Genomic DNA, 22,844 nt, shown 5'->3' on the forward strand with positions numbered 1-22,844 from the left:
GAAACCATCGCGCCGTTGAGCGATGATCCAACCGTCAGCCTCCCGGCTATTGCCAGCTGACCAGTCCGGCTCTTGCCGGCGAACGCGGTGTCCCACCGCCAGTTACACCACGCTCAGGGACACGATCCTCAACACACGCGATGATTCTGGACGTGCATAACCGGGATTGCTTCGGCCACTCGCAATGCGCGTGTGGCAGGGTCATTCTAATTGCGTTACGTGAATAGGGAGCTCAGTGATGGCCCTGTAATTTTGTCACTTGGATTTTTAATAAACACAAGGCGAACTACGCGCAGGCTCGACAGAACCTGATCGATCACATCTCACGCTACAGTCACACTAAGGGCCTCGATTCCGTGTGGTTCATCCAAGGAGCGTCGACAGCTGTGGCGTTAGATGCCACATCCGATGATACATGGACAAAAACGACAGACTTATTGTCAGAGGCTGGAGAGCGGTCAGCATGAAGGATGGTTGTCAAAAGAGGTCTGGGACTGCAACCCCCGCATCTAAGCCTTCACGCCTCACAAACTCTAATCGCAACGCAAAGCAAGAAAATGAGTTCATGGGACAGACTTAGCCCCGGCCAGTTCTTGGCTCGAGTGGCATTTTCAGTCGCTATCACGGCCGCCGTTGTCGTCGGGACTTTCGTCGCAACCCGCTACATGGTGGGCTTTTATCGATGATCACCACGCCCAGTGCTCAAGCATTCCGGCCCGCGAGTGTTACGGAGACTCAATTCCGAGTGACTTAAAAACAGGATCTCCAATATTGCCAATGGTTCGGGACATGGAGTGTAGGCGATGGGAAGGAACCTGACGATCTCGGGCGTATCGGAGAGATCGAAATCGACGAGTCGGCTGCGATCGCAGTCGAGCAGATTGGCGACGAGATCCCCGTCATCATCGCGAGTGTTGTGGGCGTTCATTGTCAGGTAACGGCGGATCAGGCGCTTGAACTTTCTCGCGTCCTGGCTGTTGCCGCGAAGAATGCGGAGAAGTTCCGTGTCACCGGCTGACTTGACAGATTTGCCGATCGGCGGACAGAAATCGCCGATTAGCCTTACGGTTTCGCCGATAGCTTAAAGCCAGCGGCGATATTGTCTCGAGAAACCTGGATTGCACGCCTTGGCAGGTCAGCGGATGCCCTGGACGCTGAGGCAGATGGCTGTTGCGTAGAACAGCGCGACCCACTCGCCCTGGACAAGAACACCTGCGCAGATCAGGTCGGCGAACACGAGGACCGGAAGCGAGGCCCGGCAACGGAGGCTAACCCAGCCGGACCTCGCCGCCGCTGATCCCGGAGGGGATCGAGATGAAGTATCGCATAGAAAGCGTGCCGTTTTCCCTCTTACTTACGGATCGTTTCGCCGGAAAGCGCCGCTTGAGGTCGGCTAGGCTTCGGCAGTATCCGCCTCAACACGGACACCACGCATCCGAAGTCCCAGCAGCGCCAGCCTCGGCTGGGGCTTGGGCGCACACGGCGGCGGAGCTAGGCGGCCACGGGCGCGAGCTATGATCCGCAAGCCAAATCATGTTCGAGCTGATTCTGATAATGGCGGCAATCGGCCTCGCGACGGTCGAATCAATCGTCGGCTGGTTCGAGACCAAGGCCGTGCTTGAGCGAAGGCAACTCTCAGGCCAGTCAGCACGGCCTGACCCGTCACAGGACAGCGGATCATCATTTCTGACATATCGAACTCGTGCTGCAACTAAGCCTATGCCATATATTTATGACAGCGCGCAGAGATGAGAAAGAGCGGCGTAGTATGTTCCTGCTGCGGCGCCGGTTTTCGTCGCTTCGAATTATCATCACAGCCCGGGAAGAAGGCGAGTATCGCTGCCCGGCCTGTGATAGCTCGCTAGAGATTCTCGAGCGTAGCAAGCTGGTCTGCTACCGGCTCACCATTGAGCCGTCCACCAGGGCTATGCGCGATTAGGACAAGGGCGCGTGCTTGCGTTTTGGTGGCTCGAGCCCTGCTATCCTGCTCGCACTATTGGCGTCCCTAGAGAGCTGTTAACAGAGGCCGCTTCAGCTGGCTTGCGCTCAGGGCTTGCCCACCGTTCGCCCTGGTCGCGGACAAAGCTGGTGGCTCGGCATTCGCGGTTCCGGCACTTGCGCACGCGACCCTCACACCTCGGATTTCCGTTTTTGGCTGCGTCCGTCGCCGCTCGGTCGCGGGTGCGATATCAGGCAGTGCAATCACTATGATGGTGCGGCGAATGCCACTATCGGTCGGATAAGCAGTGAGGTGCGACCAGTAAGTCATTGATTGTTCTCAACCCGGGGCTGACTCTTAATCAGCGGGTCCCAGGTTCGAGCCCTGGTGCGCCCACCAAAGGAAAATCCTTGTTTTCCAAGACGCGCGATATAGATCGAGAACAAAACGAGGCTCGTGTGACGCTTTTTTTGTGGTCGTATGCTCGCGGTAGTAGAAAACTGTCTTTCGGCAGCAGTCTGGTGAAAGAGATACCTATCGATGGTTTCTTGACTGTCGTCTCGCGAACGTGTGTGTGGGTGAGAGTTTTTAGGCACGCCGCAACAAACGAACCGTTTGTTGAGAATCTAGAAAAACGAGTTTCTCAGACGCAATGAAAAAGAGTTGGTCTTGGACTCGCAAGCACGTTTCCTCTCTGAGAGTATTGAGCGTCAATCAATGGTGATTGAGAGAGGGAAACGCTGATGATTTGCAGTACTCTCGTCGATGAGGCGGGAAGTTTTTGTGCGCTGGCGATTCCCTATCGCGCGATGCGCGCGTCACTCTGTTGACAATCTCAATCCCGCCTTCCTGCGCTGACGCCGCAGATCGCGAATACATCTCTCGCTTGTAGCCTGGCATCGGATCCTAGCAATCGCGTCCTTGCTCGTCTCGAGCAGGGGCGAATGCGAAGCGCTGCCTGCTTCAAACTCCGCCGACCATTCATCGCAAGCCAATTCATGTGAGGTGACAGCATGACTACGAACAACGCCCCTATCAAATTTGCCTACTGGGTCCCGAACGTCTCCGGGGGGCTTGTCATTTCCTCGATCGAGCAGCGAACGAGCTGGGACATCGACTATAATCGGAAGCTCGCGCAGATCGCGGAGAAGGCCGGCTTCGACTACGCTTTGAGCCAGATTCGCTTCACCGCAGGTTATGGCGCCGATAACCAGCACGAATCTGTCAGCTTCTCGCATGCGCTGCTCGCCGCGACCGAAAAGCTCAAGGTGATTGCCGCGCTCCTTCCCGGGCCCTGGAACCCAGCCCTTGCTGCAAAGCAGATCGCAACGATCAGCCAGCTGACCAATGCCCGCGTGGCGGTCAACATCGTCTCGGGGTGGTTCCGTGGCGAATTTCACGCCATCGGCGAGCCCTGGCTCGATCACGACGAGCGCTACCGCCGCTCGGAAGAGTTCATCAACGCGCTGCGCGGGACCTGGACGCAGGAGAGCTTCACCTTCAAGGGCGACTTCTATCGGTTCAACGACTACTCGCTGAAGCCGAAGCCGCTCGAACCGCTGCCGGAGATCTTCCAGGGTGGCTCCTCGCGCGCGGCCCGCGACATGGCGGCCCGGGTGTCTGATTGGTATTTTACCAACGGCAATACGCCGGACGGTCTGACGGCACAGGTCAATGATATCAAGGCCAAGGAAAAGACCTTCGGCAAGAATTGGCGCACGAAGATTGGAATCAATGCATTCGGCATTGTCAGGCAAACCGAAAAGGAAGCCAAAGACGTTCTGCAGGAGATTCTTGACAAGGCGATTCCGGAAGCGGTTGGCGGTTTCCACCACGAAGTCCAGAATGCCGGCAATGCCAGCCCCGAGCGTGAAGGGAATTGGGCCAAATCCACCTTCCAGGATCTCGTTCAATACAACGATGGCTTCCGCACCAACCTGATCGGCACGCCGCAACAGGTCGCCGAACGCGTCATTGAACTAAAGCGTGCCGGTGCCGACCTGATCCTGCTCGGCTTCCTGCATTTCCAGGAGGAGGTCGAATACTTCGGTAAGCACGTGATCCCGCTGGTCCGCGAGCTTGAAGCAAGCCGATCGCCGCGCGTTCAGGCGGCGGAATAGCAGGGGGGCGGGGCGACACATGAGCCTGGTTGCGACATCGGGCGGCGACGCCCTAGTCCTGGCGCGCACGCACGAGCGCGCTGCCGAGGCCGCCCGGGAGGCGGAGGCGGCGCCTCCCGCGGCCGAGGCGGCGCTGGTGGGCGGCGCCCCCGTGCCAGTCCTGCAACTTGAGGGAATCTCGCTGAGCTTTGGCGGGATCACTGCGCTCGACGGCATTGATCTTGCGGTTGCGAACGGCGAGATCCGCGCCATCATCGGCCCCAACGGTGCCGGCAAAAGTTCTCTGCTCAACGTCGTCAGCGGGCTCTACCGTCCCGATCGGGGCATGGTGCGGCTCGGTAGCGAACGGTTCGCCCATGTGCCGACCTCGCGCCTTGCGGCGCTTGGCGTGGCGCGCACGTTCCAGAACCTTGCCCTGTTCAAGGGTCTGCCGGTGCTTGACAACGTCATCACGGGCTTTGTGCACCGGAGGCGGGCCGGCTTCGTGCGGCAAATTCTGTCGACGCCGCAGGCGCGTCGCGAGGAGGCCGAAAGTCGCGCGGCTTCCGAGGACGTGATCGCGTTTCTTCACCTCGACGCGGTCAAGCATCAACTCGCGGGCGGGCTCCCATACGGCGTCCAGAAGCGGGTGGAGCTGGCGAGAGCGCTTGTCGCGCGTCCGCAGCTGTTGCTGCTCGACGAGCCGCTCGCCGGCGTGACGCTGGGCGAGAAGCAGGAATTGGCGGCGCACATAAGCAATACGCGCGACGCGTATGGCACCACCATCGTCCTGATCGAGCACGATATCGGCGTCGTCATGGGTCTCTCCGATCGGATCGCGGTTCTCGACTACGGCCGCAAGATTGCCGACGGCACACCGGATGAGGTGCGGTCGGACCAGGCGGTCATCGACGCCTATCTCGGCGTGGCTCATGAGGGTGAGACGGAGCTCGTGGTCTGATGTTCGACTACCAGTTCTTCATCGAGGTTCTCGTCGGCGGGCTGTTGTCCGGCGTCATGTACTCGCTGGTCGCGATCGGCTTCGTGCTGATCTACAAGACATCAGGCGTCCTCAACTTCGCGCAAGGCGCGATGCTCTTGTTCGCGGCGCTCACCTTTGTGAGCCTGGTCGAGCGCGGCGTGCCGTTCTGGTTGGCCCTCTCCGCCACACTGGTGATTATGGTCGTGCTCGGCATCACCGTCGAACGCACAGTGCTGCGGCCGCTCGTCAACCAGTCGCCGATGACATTGTTCATGGCGACGCTTGGCCTGTCCTATATCATCGAGGGCGCCGCGCAGCTGTTATGGGGCACACAGGTCCACGGCCTCGATCTCGGCATCGACGACGTTCCGTTCGAGGTCGGTGGCGTCCTGATCAGTCAGTTCGACCTGTTCGCGGCGGCGATCGCGGGCACGCTGGTCACAACCTTTGCGCTGTTCTTCCGTTACACCCGAACAGGCCTGGCGTTCCGCGCGGTCGCGGACGACCAGTTCGCCGCGTTGGCGGTCGGACTCCGCCTGCCTCGCGTGTGGGCGGCGGTGTGGACCGCGGCCGGAATCGTCGCGCTGGTCGCGGGCTTGTTGTGGGGGGCGCGCCTTGGCGTGCAGTTCTCACTATCGCTCGTCGTGCTCAAGGCGCTGCCAGTGCTGGTGCTTGGCGGCTTCGATTCGGTCGCGGGCGCCATCGTCGGAGGCCTCCTGATCGGTGCAATCGAGAAGCTGGCCGAGGTCTACGTCGGCCCGTTGTTCGGCGGCGGCATCGTGGCCTGGGCGGCCTATGTGGTCGCGCTCGGGTTCCTCTTGGTGCGTCCGTCCGGGCTGTTCGGCCAGAAACTGGTGGAAAGGGTCTGAGCCGATGACGACAGCTGCTCACCCTGTTGCCGGGCGCCGGCTCACAGCTAATCATCTCGGCATCGCGGTTCTTCTGACCGCAGCCTATGGCGTCATTCCCTTCGCAGGCTCCGATTACCTGCTCGATGCCGTCCTGACGCCGTTCCTTGCGCTCGCGCTTGCCGCCTTGGGCCTCAATCTGCTCACCGGCTATGCCGGCCAGGTGTCGCTCGGGTCGGCCGCCTTTCTCGCGGTCGGCGCCTATGCCGCCTACAATTTCAACCTGCGTGTGCACGAATTGCCGTTCCTGGTGAGCCTTGTGGCCGCGGGCCGTGTGGCGGCGGCAGTCGGGGTGGGTTTCGGCCTGCCCAGCCTTCGGCTGCGGGGCTTCTACCTCGCGGTCTCGACGCTCGCGGCGCAGTTCTTCGTGCAGTGGGCGCTCACCAAGTTCGGCTGGTTTTCGAACGACAGTCCCTCCGGCGTGATCGACGCGCCACCGCTGGCAGTGGCGGGCATCACCTTTTCGGGCGCGGTCGGGCGCTACCTCTTCTCACTCACCGTCGTCGTCATCTCGACGCTGCTCGCGATCCGGCTGCTGCGCTCACAGGTCGGGCGGAATTTCATTGCGTTGCGCGACAATGAGACGGCGGCCAAGGTTATCGGCGTGCCGCTGCTCCGCACCAAGCTGCTCGCGTTTGGGGTGTCCTCGTTTATCGTCGGGATCGCTGGGGTATTGTGGGCCTTCGCCTACTTGCGCACGGTGGAGCCCGCCGGGTTCAACCTGGATCGTTCGTTCGGGATTCTCTTCATCATTATCATCGGCGGGCTGGCCTCGATCCGGGGTGCGGTTCTCGGTGCGGCATTCATGGTCGTATTTCCGCTCCTGCTTTCGCGCCTTGGCGCTGCGCTTCTCGGCGACATCTTCAATTCCGGTGTGCTCGAGATGAGCCAGCGCATCGTGATCGGTGCGCTCATCATTGGCCTGTTGATCGCGGAACCGCGCGGCTTGATCGCGCTGGTCGACCGCCTCGCGGAGCCGATCTTGCGGCGGTTTTCTCGTCCGCTTTCCCGCTCCACCCAGTCTTGAAAAGTCTCTCGAACCAAAGGACAAACGTCATGCGTCTATCAAGATCTCTTCGGGCTGCGGCGCTCGCCGCCGCCATTGCCGTCGGAACTGTGCTGCCGGGCCACGCCGATGAGCAGTTCTTCCCGTTGCAGAGCTACCGGGTCGGTCCGTACGCAGCGGGCGGCACCGGCTTCTTCGGCGGCTTCATTGACTATCTGAACCTCATCAATATCCGCGACGGCGGCGTCAACGGCGTCAAGCTGACCTGGGAGGAGGGCGAGACGCAGTATGAGGTCGAGCGCGGCGTCGAAGTCTATGAACGGTTGAAAAGCCATACGGGCGTCGCCGCCTGGAATCCGCTTTCCGTCGGCATCGCCTATGCGATGATCGATCGCATCACCAAGGACAAGGTACCGCTGATCACCGTCAACCACGGCCGCACCGATTCGACCGACGGCCGCGTATTCCCTTACGTGTTTCCCTTGCTGCTCAATCCATACAGCGAGACGTCCGGCATCGTGAACTACGTTGCCTCGCGCGAGGGGGGCGCCGACAAGCTCAAGGGCAAGAAGATCGTCGTGCTCTATCACGGCTCGCCGTACGGCAAGGAGACGATCCCGATCTATAAGCTGCTCGCCGACAAGTATGGCTTCTCTCTCGAGCAGATCGAGGTGCCGCATCCCGGCAACGAACAGCAGTCGCAGTGGCTCTCGATTCGGCGCGCCAAGCCGGACTATGTGGTGCTGCGTGGCTGGGGCGTGATGAACCCGGTGGCGCTGAAGACGGCGCAGAAGGTCGGCTTCCCGGTCGATCACATCATCGGCAATGTCTGGTCGAATTCGGAAGAGGACGTCATTCCCGCAGGCGATGCGGCCAAGGGCTATGTCGCGATCACGACGCAGGCGTCCGGCGCCGAATACCCGGTCCTGCAGGAGGTCATCAAGACCGTGTACGGTGCAGGCAAGGGAAATCTCGAGGACAAGAAGCGGATCGGCAGCGTCTATCACAACCTCGGCATCGTCAACGGCATCCTCAATGTTGAGGCGATCCGGATCGCGCAGCAGAAGTTCGGCAAAAGGACGCTCACCGGCGACGAGGTGCGCTGGGGCTTCGAACATCTGCAGCTCGACCCCGCGCGGGTCGAGGCGCTGGGTGCCAAGGGCCTGTTCCATTCCATCAACGTGACCTGGGACAATCACGAGGGTGATGGTCGCGTGACCTTCCAGCAGTGGGAGGGCACCAAGTGGAAGGTGGTGTCGGATTGGATCGCACCCGACTGGGCGTTCCTGCGCCCAATCATCGAGAAATCGGCGGCGGCTTATGCCGCTGAGCACAATATCAAGATCCGTACGTCCGACGACCCACCGGTCAGCCAGTAGCAGCATTCGAGACGGCTTGGGAGCGGGCAACGCCCGCTCTCGTCCTAGAAAACCCGGAGCATCGCAATGAGCGATCTTCTTGTGCTTGAAGGTCTGGCTGCGACCTACAACCATGCCATTCGCGCGCTGTCGGACGTCTCGCTCACGGTGCGACGAGGCGAGATCGTTGCGCTGCTTGGCGCCAATGGCGCCGGTAAGTCGACGACGCTGAAAGCGGTCTCCAATCTGTTGCATGCTGAGCGTGGCCAGCTCACTCGTGGCCGCATCGTGTTCGACGGGCGCGATGCGACTTCGCTCCCCTCGGCCAAACTGGTTCGTCTGGGCCTGGTCCCGGTGCTGGAGGGCCGCCACTGCTTTCGTGCGCTTAACGTCGAGGAGAACCTCGTCGCCGGCGGCATTGGAGGCGGTTTGTCGCGACGCGAAATCGCGGCAGGGCTTGAGCGAGTCTACACATTGTTTCCGCGTCTGAAAGAGCGCCGGCGGTCCGCCTCGGGCCTCACCTCGGGTGGCGAGCAGCAGATGTCGGCGATCGGTCGCGCCTTGATGGCGCGCCCGCGACTGTTGGTGCTGGACGAGCCGTCGATGGGCCTGGCCCCCCTCGTGGTCGAGACGATCTTCAGCACCTTGAAGGGGCTTAACCGTGAGGAGGGATTGTCGATCCTGGTCGCCGAGCAGAACTCGACGGTGGCACTGCGCTACGCTGACCGCGCCGCCGTGCTCGACGCCGGATCGACGGTGCTGGCGGGCGACGCCGCGGACTTGCGCGGGCGCGCCGAGATCAAGGCGCTCTATCTCGGAAGTCCCGGGGAGAGCGCAGCCCATCTTGCCGCATTGCGCCGCCCGTCGCCCGCCGATCATGCGGCCGCTTGAAAACAGCTTCATCCGATAGAAAGAGGAGAATACCCATGAGCAAGGACAATCTCGCGCGTGTCGCGCAGGACGACATCTATTCTCGTCTCGACAGTGCGATCGAAACAACGGTCAAGCTCCATGCCGAGCGCAACGACCTCGAAGGCCGATTTCCGAGAGAAAACCTGCAGGCGCTGGCGGCAGCGGGTTGGACGGGAGTTCTCAATGAGCTGCGTTTCGGCGGGCTTGGGTTGAGTCATGGAGACTTCGCGGAGGCAGCCTATCGTATCGGCCAGCATGATGCTTCGACAGGGCTCGTCTATGTCATGCATGTCGGCGCGGCCCAGACCATCAACCTGTTCGGCAATGACGATCAAAAGGAGCGTTGGCTCAAGGCGAAGGGCGGCACTCTGCTCGGCACCTATTCGACCAGTGAGCGGGCCTCCGGTGGGCATTGGTGGTACAATTTCTCGGAAGCCGGACGCGATGGCGAAAACTACGTTCTCAATGCCGAGAAGTCCTTCACGACAAGCTCAGGCCAGGCCGGCTTTTACGTGGTCCAGACGCGCTCTCCCGGCGCCAAGGACCCGACCGACATCTCTTTCTTCATCGTCGATGGCAAGGCGGCTGGAATCTTGCCCGGCCGCTGGGACGCGCTGGGCGTCAAGGGAAACCACTCCGGACCGATCCGCTATGCGGGCGTCAAGATTCCGAGTCGCGACCGTCTGGGCGCCGAGGGACAGGGTAAAGAGATCATCTATGACGGCGTCTCTCCGGTCTATCTCATCGGCCTCGGCGCGGTGTGGGAGGGTGTGGCGCGCGGTGCCCTCAATGCGGCTGTCGCGCACACATCGAGTTTCGTTCACAAGGACAAGAACAAGAACCTGTCGGACTATCAGGCTATCCGCCAGGAGCTCGGGGCGGCAAAGGTGCTCGTGGAGACCTTGCGTCCGTGGCGCAACGAACTCGCCGCCAAGCTGGATGAGCTGTGGCGCGCCGGCAAGCCGCAGAGCGAAATTCTGATTCCTCTGACGGAATTCAAGGTTCATGCTGCAGAAGTTGCCAATAAGGTGGCCGCCGCGGCGCTGACCGTGACCGGCGGTTACGGCTATCGACGTGGGCCGATCGAACGGTCGTTTCGGGATGCCCGTGCCGCCATCGCGATGGGTCCCTCCAATGTGATCGCGCGGGACTGGATCGGAAAGGCGCTGGTCGGGTTGCCGCTTGAGCTGTTCTATGAGGGTGGCGAATAGATCGGGCATTTCGACAGAAGGAGAGCAATTTGCAGGCCTTGCCGCGCCAACGGAGGTAAGCGATCAACCATGGAGGGTCAAGAATTGCTCGAGAATGCCCGATTCTGAGCGTGCCCGCCGCTTGACCCTGGCTTCGATGCTGGGCGCGGCGATCGCCCAGCGTAGATCTCGAATTCCATTGGCAAGGTCAACGCCTTATGGTGATTTGCCTGTGACCAAGTGATTTCTTGAATGGGGCAATCCATTTGCATATCTTATTCAGCTCCTCCTTCCTCAGCCTTGAGATGCCGCACGCGACTCGCGTTTCGCGCTCCGCGTCTGACTATCGTCGGTCGCGACTTGATCGACAGCATGACAGTCGACATTTCCGGTCTGTCGGATGAGGCACTCGATCTAGGAAGCCTCGTCGAAGTGATCGGACCTCATCAGACGCTTGTGATGCTGGCGGCTGACGCAGGCACTATCTCTTGCGAGCTTCTCACTGGCCTCGGTCATCGCTTCCGCAGAGATTATCGTTGACGCTTTTGCCCAAACAACACTCTTCGAGTTCATCAAGCATAACATTGGACCGAAAGAATGAAAGTCACTGCCTTAGGCGCGGGCGTTATCGGCGTCACAACCGCATCAGCTTGCGAAGCTCGGGCACGAAGTCGTTGTCGTCGTTAGGCAATCGGGTCCCGCACTGGAGACCAGTTTTGCGAACGCCGGCGAGGTCTCCTTCGACTACTGTTCGCCGTGGGGTGCCCCCGGGATCCCTGTGAAGGCCGTCAAGTGGATGCTCATGGGCCACGCGCCATTGATCCTTCGTCCGAAGCTTGATGCAGCCATGCTCTCTTGGCTTTTCCATATGCTAGCGGTTGCCAGTCGGCCAAGCCTTTACGCCAGACGGGCTCGATTGTCTGGGTCGCCAAGAGTTCGCGTAGCCTGTCGGCGGGTACAGGGCCTTTGCGTTCGCCGCCCTGTGCATAGAACCATGCTTCGTCGCTCGTCGCTCGTCGCTCGTCGGTCGTGTCGCTCATTATTGCCCCAGCTTCCTGTGTCTTTGGGACCCAACGGCCTCATTGGTAATCATTCGTCGGAAGCCGATCTTTCGCCTCGCCCGAAGCGAATACCGAAATAGGGACATTATAGTGCGTGTTTTAATGGACCGCAAAGCCGTCTGTTCTGCCTATGAAGGCAACGGCTCTGGTAGCTTGGAATCTCCGGCGGCCGCGCGTGAGGCGCGGGTTGTCCCAGAGGCATTGGCGGTGGACGCTGGTGTGGACCGTTCCTATGTGGGACGGATCGAGCGCGGGCTCGAAAACCCGACGGTCGAAACTTTGGACCGGCTGGCCACAGCCTTACAGGCTGTCGTCGCTGAACTGTTGCTCGCGCCCAAGGTTGGCGAAAAGCCGCCAGCGCCCCTCCGAAAAGGACGCAAGAAGAAGTGATCTGTCTAACTATTCTGTCGCGTCTTCTCTCAGAGCATTCGATGTCGCGCGTTGTTGTTCTCGGCCGCTCTATGGCGGGGCGGCGGGAGGTCACGCCGGCACTACGCAACGCATTGACAGTGAAGACCGTTGTTGCACTCACAAAGGCGAATGAGCGTGCAGTAAAGAACTGGTTTTCCGCTAAGAATGGGACGACAGGAGAACATCTCGTAGACTTGGTTCGCAGTTCTGATGAAGTGCTAGAGGCCGTGCTTTTAATGTCTGGTCGCCGCGATCTTGTGCTTGCCAAGAAGTTCGGTGACACAAGGGAGACATCTGTGCTACGTCCACGGGAGTGTCGGCAGATTGGTAAGCGCTTGTAGAAAGGTTATGCGCACGGCGACGGCCACCGTGTAGCGGCTCGCCTTCGTTACGTAGCGGAACCACGTGATCCGCGAAATGCCGCATGAACATGAGACCCTCGTGTGCGGATTCCCATGATCGCGCGCAGCTATTCCAATCTGATGCCGCGCAGCATTCCAATCTGATCGCGCGCATGTGAAGCCCCGATCGTTAAAGGCAATTGGCACTATCGGTAGCCCGTGGTCAAGCGGCGGCCGAAGAGATGGAATTTGCTGAGGAAACGACAAATCCGGCTCTTGGGCAAGAGGTCCTTGAATGCGTGTACAATGCCAGCGTTAGCGCTCGAACATCCTGACAAGATCAAGATCGTACCGGAGATCGGGCGACGTGGCGACGACCGGGTTGTGAGGACGGTCCTCGTCACCGCTATTCGGTGCGATGCAAGTCTCCATCATGAGTTGCATGATGCGCTGCCCTGAACATGCACAAGAAGCTGAAGAAAATGGTCATGACCTCATTCCTTCCGATGCGAGAACGAAACTCGTCCTTGCTGCCCTGACCATCGGTGCCTTCGCGGTCGGCCTGGATACTTTTGTCACCATTGGCGCACTTGGCGTGATCTCTCGTGACCTAACTATTACAACTGGCGCGGCGGGCCGGATCATCTCGATATAAGCAATCTGCTACGCCCTCTTTGCTCCGCTGAATGCCTGGATGTTCAAAGCCGTTACCCGTCGCGATGTCCAGATCCTGTCCCTCACCATCTTCATCGTCGGCAATCTGGTCTGTGCGATCGCACCCGATTTCATAATCCTTGCGGCAGGCCGAGCCGTTTCCGCTTATGGCGCGGCGATGTTCACCCCGGCAGCTACCGCGCTGGCTACCGAACTCCTGCCGCCCGCGCGCAGGGGGGCGCGTTGTCCCTCATCTTCGGTGGCATGACCGTTTCACAGGTTACCGGCGTTCCGGCCACCAGCTGGATCGCAGATGCGATAGGCTGGCGCTATGCCTTCGTCCTCGTTGTCGTCGCTGGGCTTCTCACTTTGCTGGTCTTCACCTCCATGACGTCTGCGATACCTGCTCAGGCGCCGGAGAATGGAAAAGGTCTTACCTCGAAAGACTTCCCCAACATCATCTATGGTGTCCTTTCCGTGACACTGTTCGTTGTCGTTTCCGAATTCGTCGTCTATTCCTACATCAGCGTCTTCATCACGGGTTCACTGCTTCACGGAGTTCCGCTGCTCTCATCCGCGCTCGTTGCTTATGGTTTCGAAGCGTTGATCGGAAACGCGGCCTGCGGCGTTCTGACCGATCGCTTGGGCTCCTACAAGGTCCTCATCGGGGCAGTCACCGCACAATTAATCTTACTGGTAGGACTAGTTGCATTCGGGCGACACGGTTTCCTCACGCTGCTCATCGCCTTGCTCTGGGGGAACGTGAGTTACATGTATCTTGTCCCCATCCAACACCGACTCCTAGGTTTAGCCGGGGAAAGGTCGAGGCTAGTCCTGGCGATGAACAGCTCGACCATCTTTGCAGGCATCGCTATCGGCGCGTTTTCGGCGGAATTATCGTCGAGACCAACGGGGTTAAATCCCTTGCCGGGGCGTCCATACTGATTGGCCTTGTCGGCCTCGGGCTTGCGGTTGTCTTCGTGCGCGAGGCAGAACCGGCGGAAGCCGCGCGTAGGGCATGAATAGGATGCTGGAAGACAACTCGCGGACGTGGGGCGGCACAACAGTTTTGCCGTTGCGAACAAAAGATATCGGAACGCAGACAGCCTAAGGAGGTGCCTAACACGCCGGCGATGACATTAGCTGGGGTCGAAGAATGCCAGTCGTATCGGATCTCGTTAGGCACTCGCCGCCACCATGTTGTCATTTGCCGAGAGTAGGCATTCGAAGTCGTGAAATCCAATCCACACGGATGATGAAGAGGCCTTAGAATATCGGCCTCCTCTTGAACGCGCCGCAGAGACCCCAGGAGATCGGTCTGTCACTGCCGCGCCGACCGAGTTTGCGGGTCTGATGTGCTCTGCAGCACGTTGGAGCTCGTCGAGCATCTCACGCAAAAAGTTGTTTTGAGTGGATCTCGAAACCATTCACCCCTCTGGGGCGATGAATTCAGAGTGGATCGCAGCTGCCGTGTTAACGGCTGCGTCGACAGGCAGGTTTCCAAATGCGGGCTGGCAAAGAAGATAGTTAGCACCGGCCTCTTCCAGATGATGAAGAACGGTCTGCCGCACAGAAGCTTGCGTTCCTACGACGCACAATTCACTTTCGATTGCGGCCTCGAAAGTCGGAGGAAGATTGGCGGGCAGGGATAGGTCGTTCAACTCGTATAAGAACTTAAAGCTGGTGAGCCAGCGTTCGTAAGCTGGTGCGGCGAGCGAATAGGCCTCTGCTTCAGAACGACCAATCACGATCATGCGGAGCAAAGCAATAAACCGGTCCCCACCTTCAGCCAGGCGCTTGGTTTTCTCATGAGCGCGAAACACGTCGCTGACTTTGCGAACAACAGAAGACGGCCCCACGCACGCAAGGTTTGCGCCATTTGCTGCTGCCCAACTGGCGGACTCTAGCCGATTTGTAGCGACCCATGTCGGAGGGTGCGGACGCTGGTGGGGCGAAAGGGTCAGAGGAACACCGTCGAGGACAAAATGCTGCCCCCGATAGTTTAGAACTCCGCCATTCATCGCATTAAGAAGGATTTGGGAAGCTTCTTCGTAACGACTGGGAGCCACATCCGCGTTCACCCCGAAATAAGTTAGTTCCATCGGGAGGGAGCCACGCCCAATACCCACTTCAAGTCTGCCATTACTCAAGTGATCCAACATGCAGATCTCCTCGAACGCACGCAGCGGGTGATAGAGGTTGAGTAGCATGACCAATTGGCCGACGCGAAGCCGCCGGGTGCGCTGTATCACGCTGGATAAAAACAGGTTGGGCGAGGGGCTTCGTCCATGGGGTGTACAGTGATGCTCCGCGAGATGATACGCATAGAATCCGAGGCGATCGTAGGTCTCGGCCAAGACCAGACGGTCTGCATATTGATCGGCAATACTGCGCCCATCTTCATCAAAATGATCGAAGATGCCGCAAGTCAGATTTGAACCAAGGATGTTAGTCACTAGACTATCTCCAGTGTGTGAGGTTGAGGACCGCTGGCTGTCGAAAGCTGAAGCGGCTTGGCGAATGCGTTGCTTTTGATGCAGGGCCGAGTTCATGCCGCCTGCGGCGATAGCTCTGCGGATCCAGAGCGTACGTCCGACAGCAGATCGAAGAGGCGGCCTGGCGAGGAGCCGGGCGGGCGCGCCAAACCTTCTTGCTCACGTGCCCGACGGTTGGATGAACATGACGGACTTAAGAGCTGTCTGCTCCCCGACGAATCTTGTCGACGGCCTCAAGAAATGCGTCCATCTGGTTCCTTGTACCGATGCTAACGCGAATACAATCTTCTAGACCGTCATCCGGAAAGAAGGCGACAAGGATCCCCTGACGCTCCAAAGCGCTCTGCCACCATTTGCCGTCCCGACCCGCAGGCACACGGGCGAGGAGAAAATTCGCGTGCGAGGGTATTACAGAGAACCCGAACTCGGAGAGCGCGCCCGAGACTCGCTGCCGTTCATGCTTGATGTGGTTGTGGTTCTCGTCATAAGCGCGACGATTGGAAAGGACGCTCATGCCAACGGCGTGCCCAATCACATTCATGTTGAACATATTCTGGATGTTACGAAGCCTCCCAATCAGCTCGGGATGTCCGAACGCGAAGCCAATGCGAATGCCCGCGGTTGCATAGCTCTTGGAGAACGTACGCAGAATCAGAAGATTTGAATATCGGTTCACCAGGTGCAGCCCGTTCTCAGGCGCGAAGTCGATATACGCCTCGTCCAGCACGACCAATCGGTCATACTTCGCGACGAGGCGCTCGATCTCAGCGACTGGCACGAAGGCGCCCGTCGGATTGTTCGGATTTGCCAACAGAATGAATTTGGCATGTCTTGCAGGTCCGAAGAGAAAGCTGTCGATCGGCAGGCTGTCAAGTTCGTTGCCGCGGACTTCAATAAACTGCGCCCCTTGTAACGAGGCTAGCTTACGGTTGAACGAGAACCCCGGCGACAACATTGCGATGCTGTCACCCGGAGCAAGAAGAGCTCTATAAATCAGGCTAAGAAGTTCAGATGATCCATTACCAGCCATGACGCGATCCGCGGACATGCCATAGGCGGCGGCCGCTGCTTCCCTCAAGGTGATATTGTCATGCTCTGGATACAGGTATTGCCGCTCTAGCGCTGCAATTGCACTTCGCATCACAATGCTTGGCAACGGAAATGGATTCTCATTTGCATTTAGCCTCATCAAACAAGCAGCCGGCGCTGGCCGGCCCGCCGGGAGAGCGTCCAATTCGCGAGCGATCGGAGTAAGCGATGACAGCAGGCTCGGTATTTTTGCGTCTGTCATGATTGTCTTTCGTTCTCCGGTGAAGAGTTTTGCGCGAGTGGCGCGCCAACGGCGCCGAAAGCTGGCGGGCTGGGATGTTCGAACTAAGCAGTCTTAGTGGGGTCGAGCGCATCGGGTCAGGCGCCAGCAAAGGTGAGCTGAAGTCACCCGTGCGGGTGGGCGATCTCGATGCTGTGAGCAGGACGAAACTCAACTGATCTGAACGACCAAGACGCGTTTGCTGTCCGTCGTCTTGAGCTCAGAAGCTATTATTTTCCGCATCACACAGCTCCGTTGCAAAAGGATCCAGAGATCCAGTTCTTCAACGAGCGACGTTCCAAGCTGGCGGACCCCTTTGATGGCGCTATCGATGTATGTTAGCCACGAACGAATGGGTCCGCAGGTCTTGTCGGGCGAAGTCTCTCGTTCAAAGACTGGGGCCGTATCGATCATCCTCGCGCTGTCCAGTACAATCCTCTATCCTTCGCTCAAGCAGTTTCCGACCAATCATCCTCGTGGTGCCGAATCTCATCCGTTCTCCCGGCACTCCGTCGAGAAGTGAGCCTCTGAACCCTAAGCCGCGGCCTAGCTGGAGTTGGTGTGGTGATGCACCACCGCCTCGTTGTCTTAGATCGTACAATTTGACGCCACGTACGATTCAAGCCCCTAGTGCGCCTTGCAGTCAATTTCCTGGACTCAACCGGATCGAAGGCGTTGGAGTGTATACTGGCGCGTGCGCGACGCCTGCTTCAGCAGAACCAGCACCAACTTGGACCGAAAGTCTACTTTGCACGGGCTGGAGGTGGGATCTGTTGAAAGAGCAGGACACACCGACCTTACGTAAGCGGCATGACGCCCCCACCTAGCCATCCTTCGGCTTGCGCGCAATACAGCCTGGCATGAGCGGTTCGCTGGAGGTGGAACGATGGCAAATGCCATGCTTGATGTCAGACAGGAAGGCGATTCTTATCGTCGCGTCGAGGTAATCACCGGGGAGCGCCGGCGGCGATGATGGACGGGCGAGGAGAAGGCCCGGATCGCGGCGGAGAGCTTTGAGGAAGGTGCGAACATCTCCGAGGTGGCGCGACGCAATGGCGTTTTCCGCGGGCTGCTCACGGTGTGGCGACGCCAGGTTGCGACGGTGGTAGTCGGCAAGGCGTCGAGCTTCGTGCCGATCCAAATTGGGGCCGAGAGCGACGGCGAGACGGCCGGCGAGGCCGAGCGCAGTTCGCCAGCACAGACGAGGCCTTTGGAGATCGCCGCGCCGCCGGCGAAGGCCTGCGGAGTGATCGAAATCGAACTGAGTGGGGCGCGCATCCGGGTTGAGCCGGGCGTGGAGCTGGCGACGCTTTTGACGGTGCTGTCGGCGCTTCGGGGCATCCGTTGATTGCGCGCGGTCTGGCCTCAAGGTGGTGCTGGCGACACAGCCGGTCGATTTCCGCACGTCGGTGCACACGCTGTCGGCGCTGGTGAGCGAAGCGCTGCGTGCGAACCCGTATTGTGGCGACGTCTTCGTGTTCCGCAGCAAACGCATGGACAGAGTGAAGCTTTTAGCGTGGGACGGCAGCGGCATGGTGCTGGTGACGAAGTGGTTGCACCAGGGGCGTTTCACCTGGCCGCCGATCCGCGACGGTGTGGTGCATCTAAGTGCGACGCAGCTCGCGATGCTGCTCGACGGACTCGAGTGGACGCGTGTCTCTCCCAAGCCTGCGAAGCAGTCGGCCGTTGTTGGCTGAGAGGTGAGGATTTCGCTGGAGCATGGAGTGGGCGCATGTATCGTTCGATCATGGCGATTCGCCCCGATGCTCTCCCGACCGATCCGGCGGCTCTGACCGAGATGGTGCTCGCGCTTGACGACGAGAACGACGAGCGGCTTGCCACGCTCGTGGCCGAGCAACTCGCGCTTGAGCTTGACGACCTTGAGACCGGCGCCACCCCGCCTGCGGGAAGCCGTCTGACACGCAAGAAGGCGCGCCGCAACATCGGCGCGCTGCCCAAGCACCTGCTGTGCTGTGAGCAGGTGCTGGAGCCGGAGGCGACCGCCTGCCCGTGCTGCCAGGGCCAGCTCCACAAGATCGACGAGGACGTCAGCGAGATGCTGGACGTGATCCCGGCGATCCTGCGCGTGCTGCGGACGATCCGTCCCAAATACGCCTGCCGCGGCTGCACCGATGGCGTGGTCCAGGTGAAGGCGTTGCCACGCCTGATCGAGAGCGGCATGGCCTCAACCGCGCTCGTGACTCACGTGGTGGTCTCCAAGTTCGCCTGGTATTTGCTGCTGTACCGGCAGGTGCAGATTCTGGCCGGCCAGGGCATCCATCTTAACCGATCGACGCTTGCCGGCTGGGTGAAGCGTTGCGGCCTGGTGGCTCAAGAGCCTCTATGAGCTCCAGCTGCGCACAATCCAGGCCTCGCCGCGCGTGTTCTGCGACGAGACTCCGATGCCGGTGCTCGATCCCGGACGACATCGCACTCGCATCTGCAGTTCTGGGCGCATGCCATGGATGACCGGCCATGGGGTGGCCCTTCGCCGCCGGCGGTCGCCTACGTGTTCGCCGACGGCCGCGGCACCGAGGAGATCGCCGGACATTTGACGGATTTTTCCGGCATTCTGCAGGTGGACGGTTATGCCGCCTACAAGGCGCTGGCCCGCGACCATGGCGGCGCGATCCAGCTCGCCTTTTGTCTCGCCCATGCCAGACACAAATTCGTCGAGGTGTTCAAAACGACGCAGTCGCCGTTTGCGCGCGAGGTGATCGAACGCCTGCTGGCGGTCTATGCGATCGAAGCCGCGATCCGCGGCAACAGTGCGGAGCAGCGGCTGGCCACCCGCCGCACCAGGAGCGCAGCGTTGATGGTGGCGCTCAAGGCGCGACTGACCGAGATCGTGGGCCAGCCCTTCTCCCAGTCGAAGCTGGCAGAGGCGATCAACTATGCGCTCAATCACTGGGATGGCCTGACGCTGTTTCTCCGCGACGGCCGCGTCGAGGTCGATTCCAACACGGTCGAGCGTTCCATGCGCCCGATTGCCATGGGAAGACGCAACTCGTTGTTCAGCGGCAGCGAGGGCGGCGCCGAGAGCTGGGCGATCCTGGCGTCACTCGTGAACACGGCAAAGCTCCATGAACTCGATCCGCAGGCCTACCTGGCCGACCGCATCTTGTCCGGGCAAACCAAGAGCCATCAGCTGCACGAGCTGCTCGCCTGGAACTGGAAGGCGGCGCGCGCCAGCGCACCGCACAGGCCGCGGCATGAGCCCGTGTCGTCATAAAGGAGCGTCGGCGATGGCGGTAGCTGCGATGCCATTAAGAAGCTCGAGCGATGGCTCCAGGCTCGCGTTGATCGGCATCCTGTCGCCACCAGCATTCCCACGCTCGATGGCTACGTCGCCGCGATCGTGACCGGACCGGTGTCGATGAGCCTGCTCGACTGGATCTGCCCGCTGCTCGCCATCGATGCCGATGCTTTCAACCACGTCGGCACCCCGGACTTCGCGGCGATTTCCGCCGTCGCGCTGCATCATAACGAGATCCGCCAGACCCTTTCGACCACGCCTCGCCAGTTCGCGCCGATGCACCGGCGCGAAGCCAACGGCGATATCGATGCGCGTCCCTGGTGCCAGGGCTTCTATGTCGCGATGCGGCTCAGGCTGTCGGCGTGGGCGCCGTTGCTGGACAGCAGCAACGTCAATCACGGCCTGCTGCTGCCCGTCCTGCTGCACTGTCGCGACGATCAGGGCCGTCCGCTGCTCGGACCGCCGCGAAGCGGCCGCGAAACCGAGGACTTTCTCCGCAACGCCCACCTCGATATTCGAGCGGCCGTCGAGGCGCTGCGCCAATACTGGATGCCGATCCGCTACGCACGCGCCCGCTGATCACTGCGGATGTGGGAGCGCATACCGGTTACGACCTTACGTTTGGCGCCGAAGTTTAGGTCGGCAACACGCTGGTTCACGCCAAGACGGGCAATTCGTGGCCCATGTGAAGACGATGCTCTGCAACGGCTTAACGATCACACACTTGTAACCGTCATCCTCCAGATGGAGGTGGCAATTAAACAGCATCGAGCGCACGGGGCTCGACCGGCTGTCGCCGCGACTTCCCCGCATTACACGCTAAGGGCGTTCATCTCGGGACAGAAATGGCGGGTTACACCACCAAACCAAGCGCGCTCCGCGGGGGGCCACTGTCGAGCCGGTCATCGCCAGATCAGATCGAGTGCGGCACGGGCAATTAACGATGGTATCGCGAAGGAGACGCCATCGACGCGGTCCTCGAGTGCTGGCTATCACTTCCGGGCCTCGCCGTGGGGGAAACTTGTGTTGCGCCCAAGTTTCTCTCCTGGCTCGGCTCGTCCGAGGTTCTTGATTCATACGGACGACTACCTGTTTTAGTCGACAACTCCGAACCGATTACTGCGATCTTGTGTGACACAAGAAGGCCCGAAGCAGATTGGAGGCGATGATGGCTTGAGTAGCCAAGTCGGGCTTGAAAGGTAGATACTACCGTTGGTGTCCAATCCTATACATTCAATCTGCCTAGATTTGACTGCTTGTGCGGGCATCGAGCTCCTTCAGCTTGAAATGCTGGATTTTGCCCAACTCCGTCTTCGGCAACCCATCTGTAAAGATGATTTCGCGTGGCGCCTTAAAGCCTGCGAGCTGCGCCTTCACAAAGGCGATCAGCAGGTCCGCCTCAATCCGGGCCCCGGGCTGCTTGACTACATAGGCGACGGGCACTTCGTCCCAACGAGGGTCGGGCCGGCCGATAACGGCGCACTCCGCGACATCGGGGTGCCCCGTAAGCACCCGCTCTACCTCCGCCGGATAAATGTTTTCTCCGCCGGAAATGATCATATTCTTCTTGCGATCCAGTACCCAAAAATATCCATCCGCATCGTGGCGACCGACATCGCCAGTATAATACCAGCCGTTGCGCAAAACCTCGCGGGTTGCATGTTGGTTGTTCCAATATTCGCAGAAGAGATTGGGCCCGCGTACTGCAATCTCGCCTGCAGTGCCTGGCGGCAGCCTATCGCCGGCATCATTCATGATTGCCACTTCGCAGCACAGGCCCGGCAGTCCGGTCGAACCATCACGTGTGAGATCGCCGCCTCGCCGTGTATAGAGAGCAATTGGACTGGTTTCCGTCGAGCCATAAACCTGCAGCACCGTTACGCCGCGTTCGGCCAATTGTTTGATGACGTGCCTTGGCACCATGGTTGAGCCGGTGGAGATGGCCTTCAGTGAGGATACGTTGACCATCGGCCACCCGGGATGACCGGCCAGAGCTTGGATCGTCGCTGGCACCAATACAGTTAACGTGGGTTGATCGCGCTCAAACGCTGCAAGCGTTGCCTCTGGCGTAAACCGCCCGTGGAGCGTCACGGTTGCGCCGTAATGCAGCGCTGGCGTGGTCAGAATGTTGAGGCCGCCGACGTGAAACAAAGGCAACACGGACAGGATATGATCGCTGGGGCCGAGCCCATGCATGTGCCGACTCATGACGCCATTCCAAAGCAAGGCTTCCTGGCGCAGCACAGCGCCCTTGGGTCGTCCCGTAGTTCCCGACGTATAGACGATCAGGAGTGGGCAGGACAGATCGACATACGCGTTGCGGTCATCACCGCGCGCTTCCTCGAGCAGCTCACACCATTTGCTTCCGCCGACTGGGTCAAAGTCGAATCCTATAATGGTTGCCGAGGGCAACTGCTCCGCTAGCGTCGGGAGGAGTCTCTCAAAGGCCGGTTCAAGCACAAGGACTTTGATACCAGCATCGGACAGGATGAAGAGCTGCTCGGCGATCGCAAGCCGCCAATTTAACGGTACGAGAATTGCGCCGAGCCGGGCGCAGGCATACAGCAGAACGAGATAGTCAGGCCGATTGAGGCTAAGGATCGCAATGCGGTCACCTCTCTCGACGCCGAGCCGGGCTTTCAAGGCTCGCGCGGCCTGTTCGATACGGCCGACGAGAGCGCCATAGGTCAACGTGGTCCCCTCAAAATGGATTGCGGCTTTGTCGGCCTCGAACGCCGCGTTGCGCTCAACCAGAGTGCTAAGATTTATCATCAGTCGCTCGCCGTTTTCGTCGTTGACTTCGTCGTCGTTCCGACGTGCCCAAATGGAAAGTCAGATCGTGGTTCGTGGAGTTCGATTGCGTTGTCATCGGTTGATTGAGGAGCGGCTCCCAGGCGGTCGCGGGCCCGCTACGCCAAGCCAT

15 protein-coding genes and 5 pseudogenes are annotated in these 22,844 nt (G+C 60.0%); 16 read left to right on the forward strand and 4 right to left on the reverse strand.

The window, feature by feature from the left end:
• Positions 1–2,952 precede the first annotated feature (2,952 nt).
• The 9 genes and pseudogenes from sfnG to CVM73_RS41510 all read left to right on the forward strand — a co-directional run.
• Positions 2,953–4,059, forward strand: a complete 1,107-nt coding sequence (gene sfnG / locus CVM73_RS21795) for a dimethylsulfone monooxygenase SfnG (protein WP_100233933.1) — start codon at positions 2,953–2,955, stop codon at positions 4,057–4,059.
• Between the two features lie 19 nt (positions 4,060–4,078).
• Entirely contained in the window at positions 4,079–4,999 is a 921-nt protein-coding gene (locus tag CVM73_RS21800; RefSeq protein ID WP_100233934.1) for an ABC transporter ATP-binding protein, read from the forward strand.
• Entirely contained in the window at positions 4,999–5,889 is an 891-nt protein-coding gene (locus CVM73_RS21805) for a branched-chain amino acid ABC transporter permease (protein ID WP_100233935.1), read from the forward strand. The genes CVM73_RS21800 and CVM73_RS21805 overlap by 1 nt, the downstream gene beginning before the upstream one ends.
• 4 nt (positions 5,890–5,893) lie before the next feature.
• Positions 5,894–6,955, forward strand: coding sequence for a branched-chain amino acid ABC transporter permease (locus CVM73_RS21810; RefSeq protein ID WP_100233936.1), 1,062 nt, complete (start codon positions 5,894–5,896; stop codon positions 6,953–6,955).
• A 29-nt stretch (positions 6,956–6,984) separates the two neighbouring features.
• A complete protein-coding gene (locus tag CVM73_RS21815) occupies positions 6,985–8,313 on the forward strand; it encodes an ABC transporter substrate-binding protein (protein ID WP_100233937.1) in 1,329 nt (442 codons plus the stop codon).
• A gap of 66 nt (positions 8,314–8,379) precedes the next feature.
• Entirely contained in the window at positions 8,380–9,183 is an 804-nt protein-coding gene (locus CVM73_RS21820) for an ABC transporter ATP-binding protein (RefSeq protein ID WP_100233938.1), read from the forward strand.
• Positions 9,184–9,218: 35 nt separating this feature from the next.
• A complete protein-coding gene (locus CVM73_RS21825; protein WP_100233939.1) occupies positions 9,219–10,415 on the forward strand; it encodes an acyl-CoA dehydrogenase family protein in 1,197 nt (398 codons plus the stop codon).
• Positions 10,416–10,646: 231 nt separating this feature from the next.
• Positions 10,647–10,934, forward strand: coding sequence for an alanine racemase C-terminal domain-containing protein (locus tag CVM73_RS21830; protein WP_100233940.1), 288 nt, complete (start codon positions 10,647–10,649; stop codon positions 10,932–10,934).
• Between the two features lie 57 nt (positions 10,935–10,991).
• A pseudogene (locus CVM73_RS41510) lies at positions 10,992–11,269 on the forward strand (FAD-dependent oxidoreductase); the annotation flags it as partial.
• Here the strand turns inward: CVM73_RS41510 and CVM73_RS41800 are convergent.
• Entirely contained in the window at positions 11,195–11,434 is a 240-nt protein-coding gene (locus tag CVM73_RS41800) for a DUF4339 domain-containing protein (protein ID WP_100233941.1), read from the reverse strand. The pseudogene CVM73_RS41510 and the gene CVM73_RS41800 overlap by 75 nt on opposite strands.
• 151 nt (positions 11,435–11,585) lie before the next feature.
• Between CVM73_RS41800 and CVM73_RS21845 the strand changes: the two are divergent.
• The 3 genes and pseudogenes from CVM73_RS21845 (at position 11,586) to CVM73_RS21850 (ending at position 13,806) form a co-directional block, all read left to right on the forward strand.
• Positions 11,586–11,845 (forward strand): annotated as a pseudogene (locus CVM73_RS21845) (helix-turn-helix domain-containing protein).
• Positions 11,846–12,649: 804 nt separating this feature from the next.
• Entirely contained in the window at positions 12,650–12,862 is a 213-nt protein-coding gene (locus tag CVM73_RS41150) for a hypothetical protein (protein ID WP_245452400.1), read from the forward strand.
• Between the two features lie 39 nt (positions 12,863–12,901).
• Positions 12,902–13,806 (forward strand): annotated as a pseudogene (locus tag CVM73_RS21850) (MFS transporter).
• 482 nt (positions 13,807–14,288) lie between these two features.
• Here the strand turns inward: CVM73_RS21850 and CVM73_RS21855 are convergent.
• Together CVM73_RS21855 and hisC are read right to left on the reverse strand one after the other, a co-directional pair.
• Positions 14,289–15,317, reverse strand: coding sequence for an LLM class flavin-dependent oxidoreductase (locus CVM73_RS21855; RefSeq protein WP_167406977.1), 1,029 nt, complete (start codon positions 15,315–15,317; stop codon positions 14,289–14,291).
• Between the two features lie 232 nt (positions 15,318–15,549).
• A complete protein-coding gene (hisC, locus tag CVM73_RS21860) occupies positions 15,550–16,647 on the reverse strand; it encodes a histidinol-phosphate transaminase (protein WP_100233943.1) in 1,098 nt (365 codons plus the stop codon).
• Between the two features lie 1,003 nt (positions 16,648–17,650).
• On the opposite strand from hisC, the pseudogene CVM73_RS21870 reads away from it, so the two are divergent.
• From CVM73_RS21870 to CVM73_RS21885, 4 genes and pseudogenes are all read left to right on the forward strand, one after another.
• A pseudogene (locus CVM73_RS21870) lies at positions 17,651–18,013 on the forward strand (transposase); the annotation flags it as partial.
• A 22-nt stretch (positions 18,014–18,035) separates the two neighbouring features.
• The gene (tnpB, locus tag CVM73_RS21875; RefSeq protein WP_100233946.1) at positions 18,036–18,362 is read left to right on the forward strand and encodes an IS66 family insertion sequence element accessory protein TnpB; all 327 of its coding nucleotides are present in this window, start codon (positions 18,036–18,038) and stop codon (positions 18,360–18,362) included.
• A 50-nt stretch (positions 18,363–18,412) separates the two neighbouring features.
• Positions 18,413–19,897: pseudogene (tnpC, locus tag CVM73_RS21880) on the forward strand (IS66 family transposase).
• Positions 19,898–19,990: 93 nt separating this feature from the next.
• Positions 19,991–20,500 (forward strand): UPF0149 family protein, encoded by a 510-nt coding sequence (locus CVM73_RS21885; protein ID WP_245452407.1) that lies wholly within the window; start codon positions 19,991–19,993, stop codon positions 20,498–20,500.
• A gap of 663 nt (positions 20,501–21,163) precedes the next feature.
• Here the strand turns inward: CVM73_RS21885 and CVM73_RS21890 are convergent.
• Positions 21,164–22,690, reverse strand: coding sequence for a class I adenylate-forming enzyme family protein (locus tag CVM73_RS21890; RefSeq protein WP_100234039.1), 1,527 nt, complete (start codon positions 22,688–22,690; stop codon positions 21,164–21,166).
• Positions 22,691–22,844 lie beyond the last annotated feature (154 nt).

The organism is Bradyrhizobium forestalis, from assembly GCF_002795245.1.
GTDB classification, from domain to species: Bacteria; Pseudomonadota; Alphaproteobacteria; order Rhizobiales; family Xanthobacteraceae; genus Bradyrhizobium; species Bradyrhizobium forestalis.

Bases quoted from the DNA above. Each gene is read 5' to 3' on its own strand.
- CVM73_RS21810 (WP_100233936.1), top strand. From the start codon at position 5,894: ATGACGACAGCTGCTCACCCTGTTGCCGGGCGCCGGCTCACAGCTAAT.
- CVM73_RS21830 (WP_100233940.1), top strand. From the start codon at position 10,647: ATGGGGCAATCCATTTGCATATCTTATTCAGCTCCTCCTTCCTCAGCC.
- CVM73_RS41150 (WP_245452400.1), top strand. From the start codon at position 12,650: ATGATGCGCTGCCCTGAACATGCACAAGAAGCTGAAGAAAATGGTCAT.
- CVM73_RS41800 (WP_100233941.1), bottom strand. From the start codon at position 11,434: ATGAGCGACACGACCGACGAGCGACGAGCGACGAGCGACGAAGCATGG.
- CVM73_RS21825 (WP_100233939.1), top strand. From the start codon at position 9,219: ATGAGCAAGGACAATCTCGCGCGTGTCGCGCAGGACGACATCTATTCT.
- CVM73_RS21815 (WP_100233937.1), top strand. From the start codon at position 6,985: ATGCGTCTATCAAGATCTCTTCGGGCTGCGGCGCTCGCCGCCGCCATT.
- CVM73_RS21800 (WP_100233934.1), top strand. From the start codon at position 4,079: ATGAGCCTGGTTGCGACATCGGGCGGCGACGCCCTAGTCCTGGCGCGC.
- CVM73_RS21805 (WP_100233935.1), top strand. From the start codon at position 4,999: ATGTTCGACTACCAGTTCTTCATCGAGGTTCTCGTCGGCGGGCTGTTG.
- hisC (WP_100233943.1), bottom strand. From the start codon at position 16,647: ATGACAGACGCAAAAATACCGAGCCTGCTGTCATCGCTTACTCCGATC.
- CVM73_RS21820 (WP_100233938.1), top strand. From the start codon at position 8,380: ATGAGCGATCTTCTTGTGCTTGAAGGTCTGGCTGCGACCTACAACCAT.
- sfnG (WP_100233933.1), top strand. From the start codon at position 2,953: ATGACTACGAACAACGCCCCTATCAAATTTGCCTACTGGGTCCCGAAC.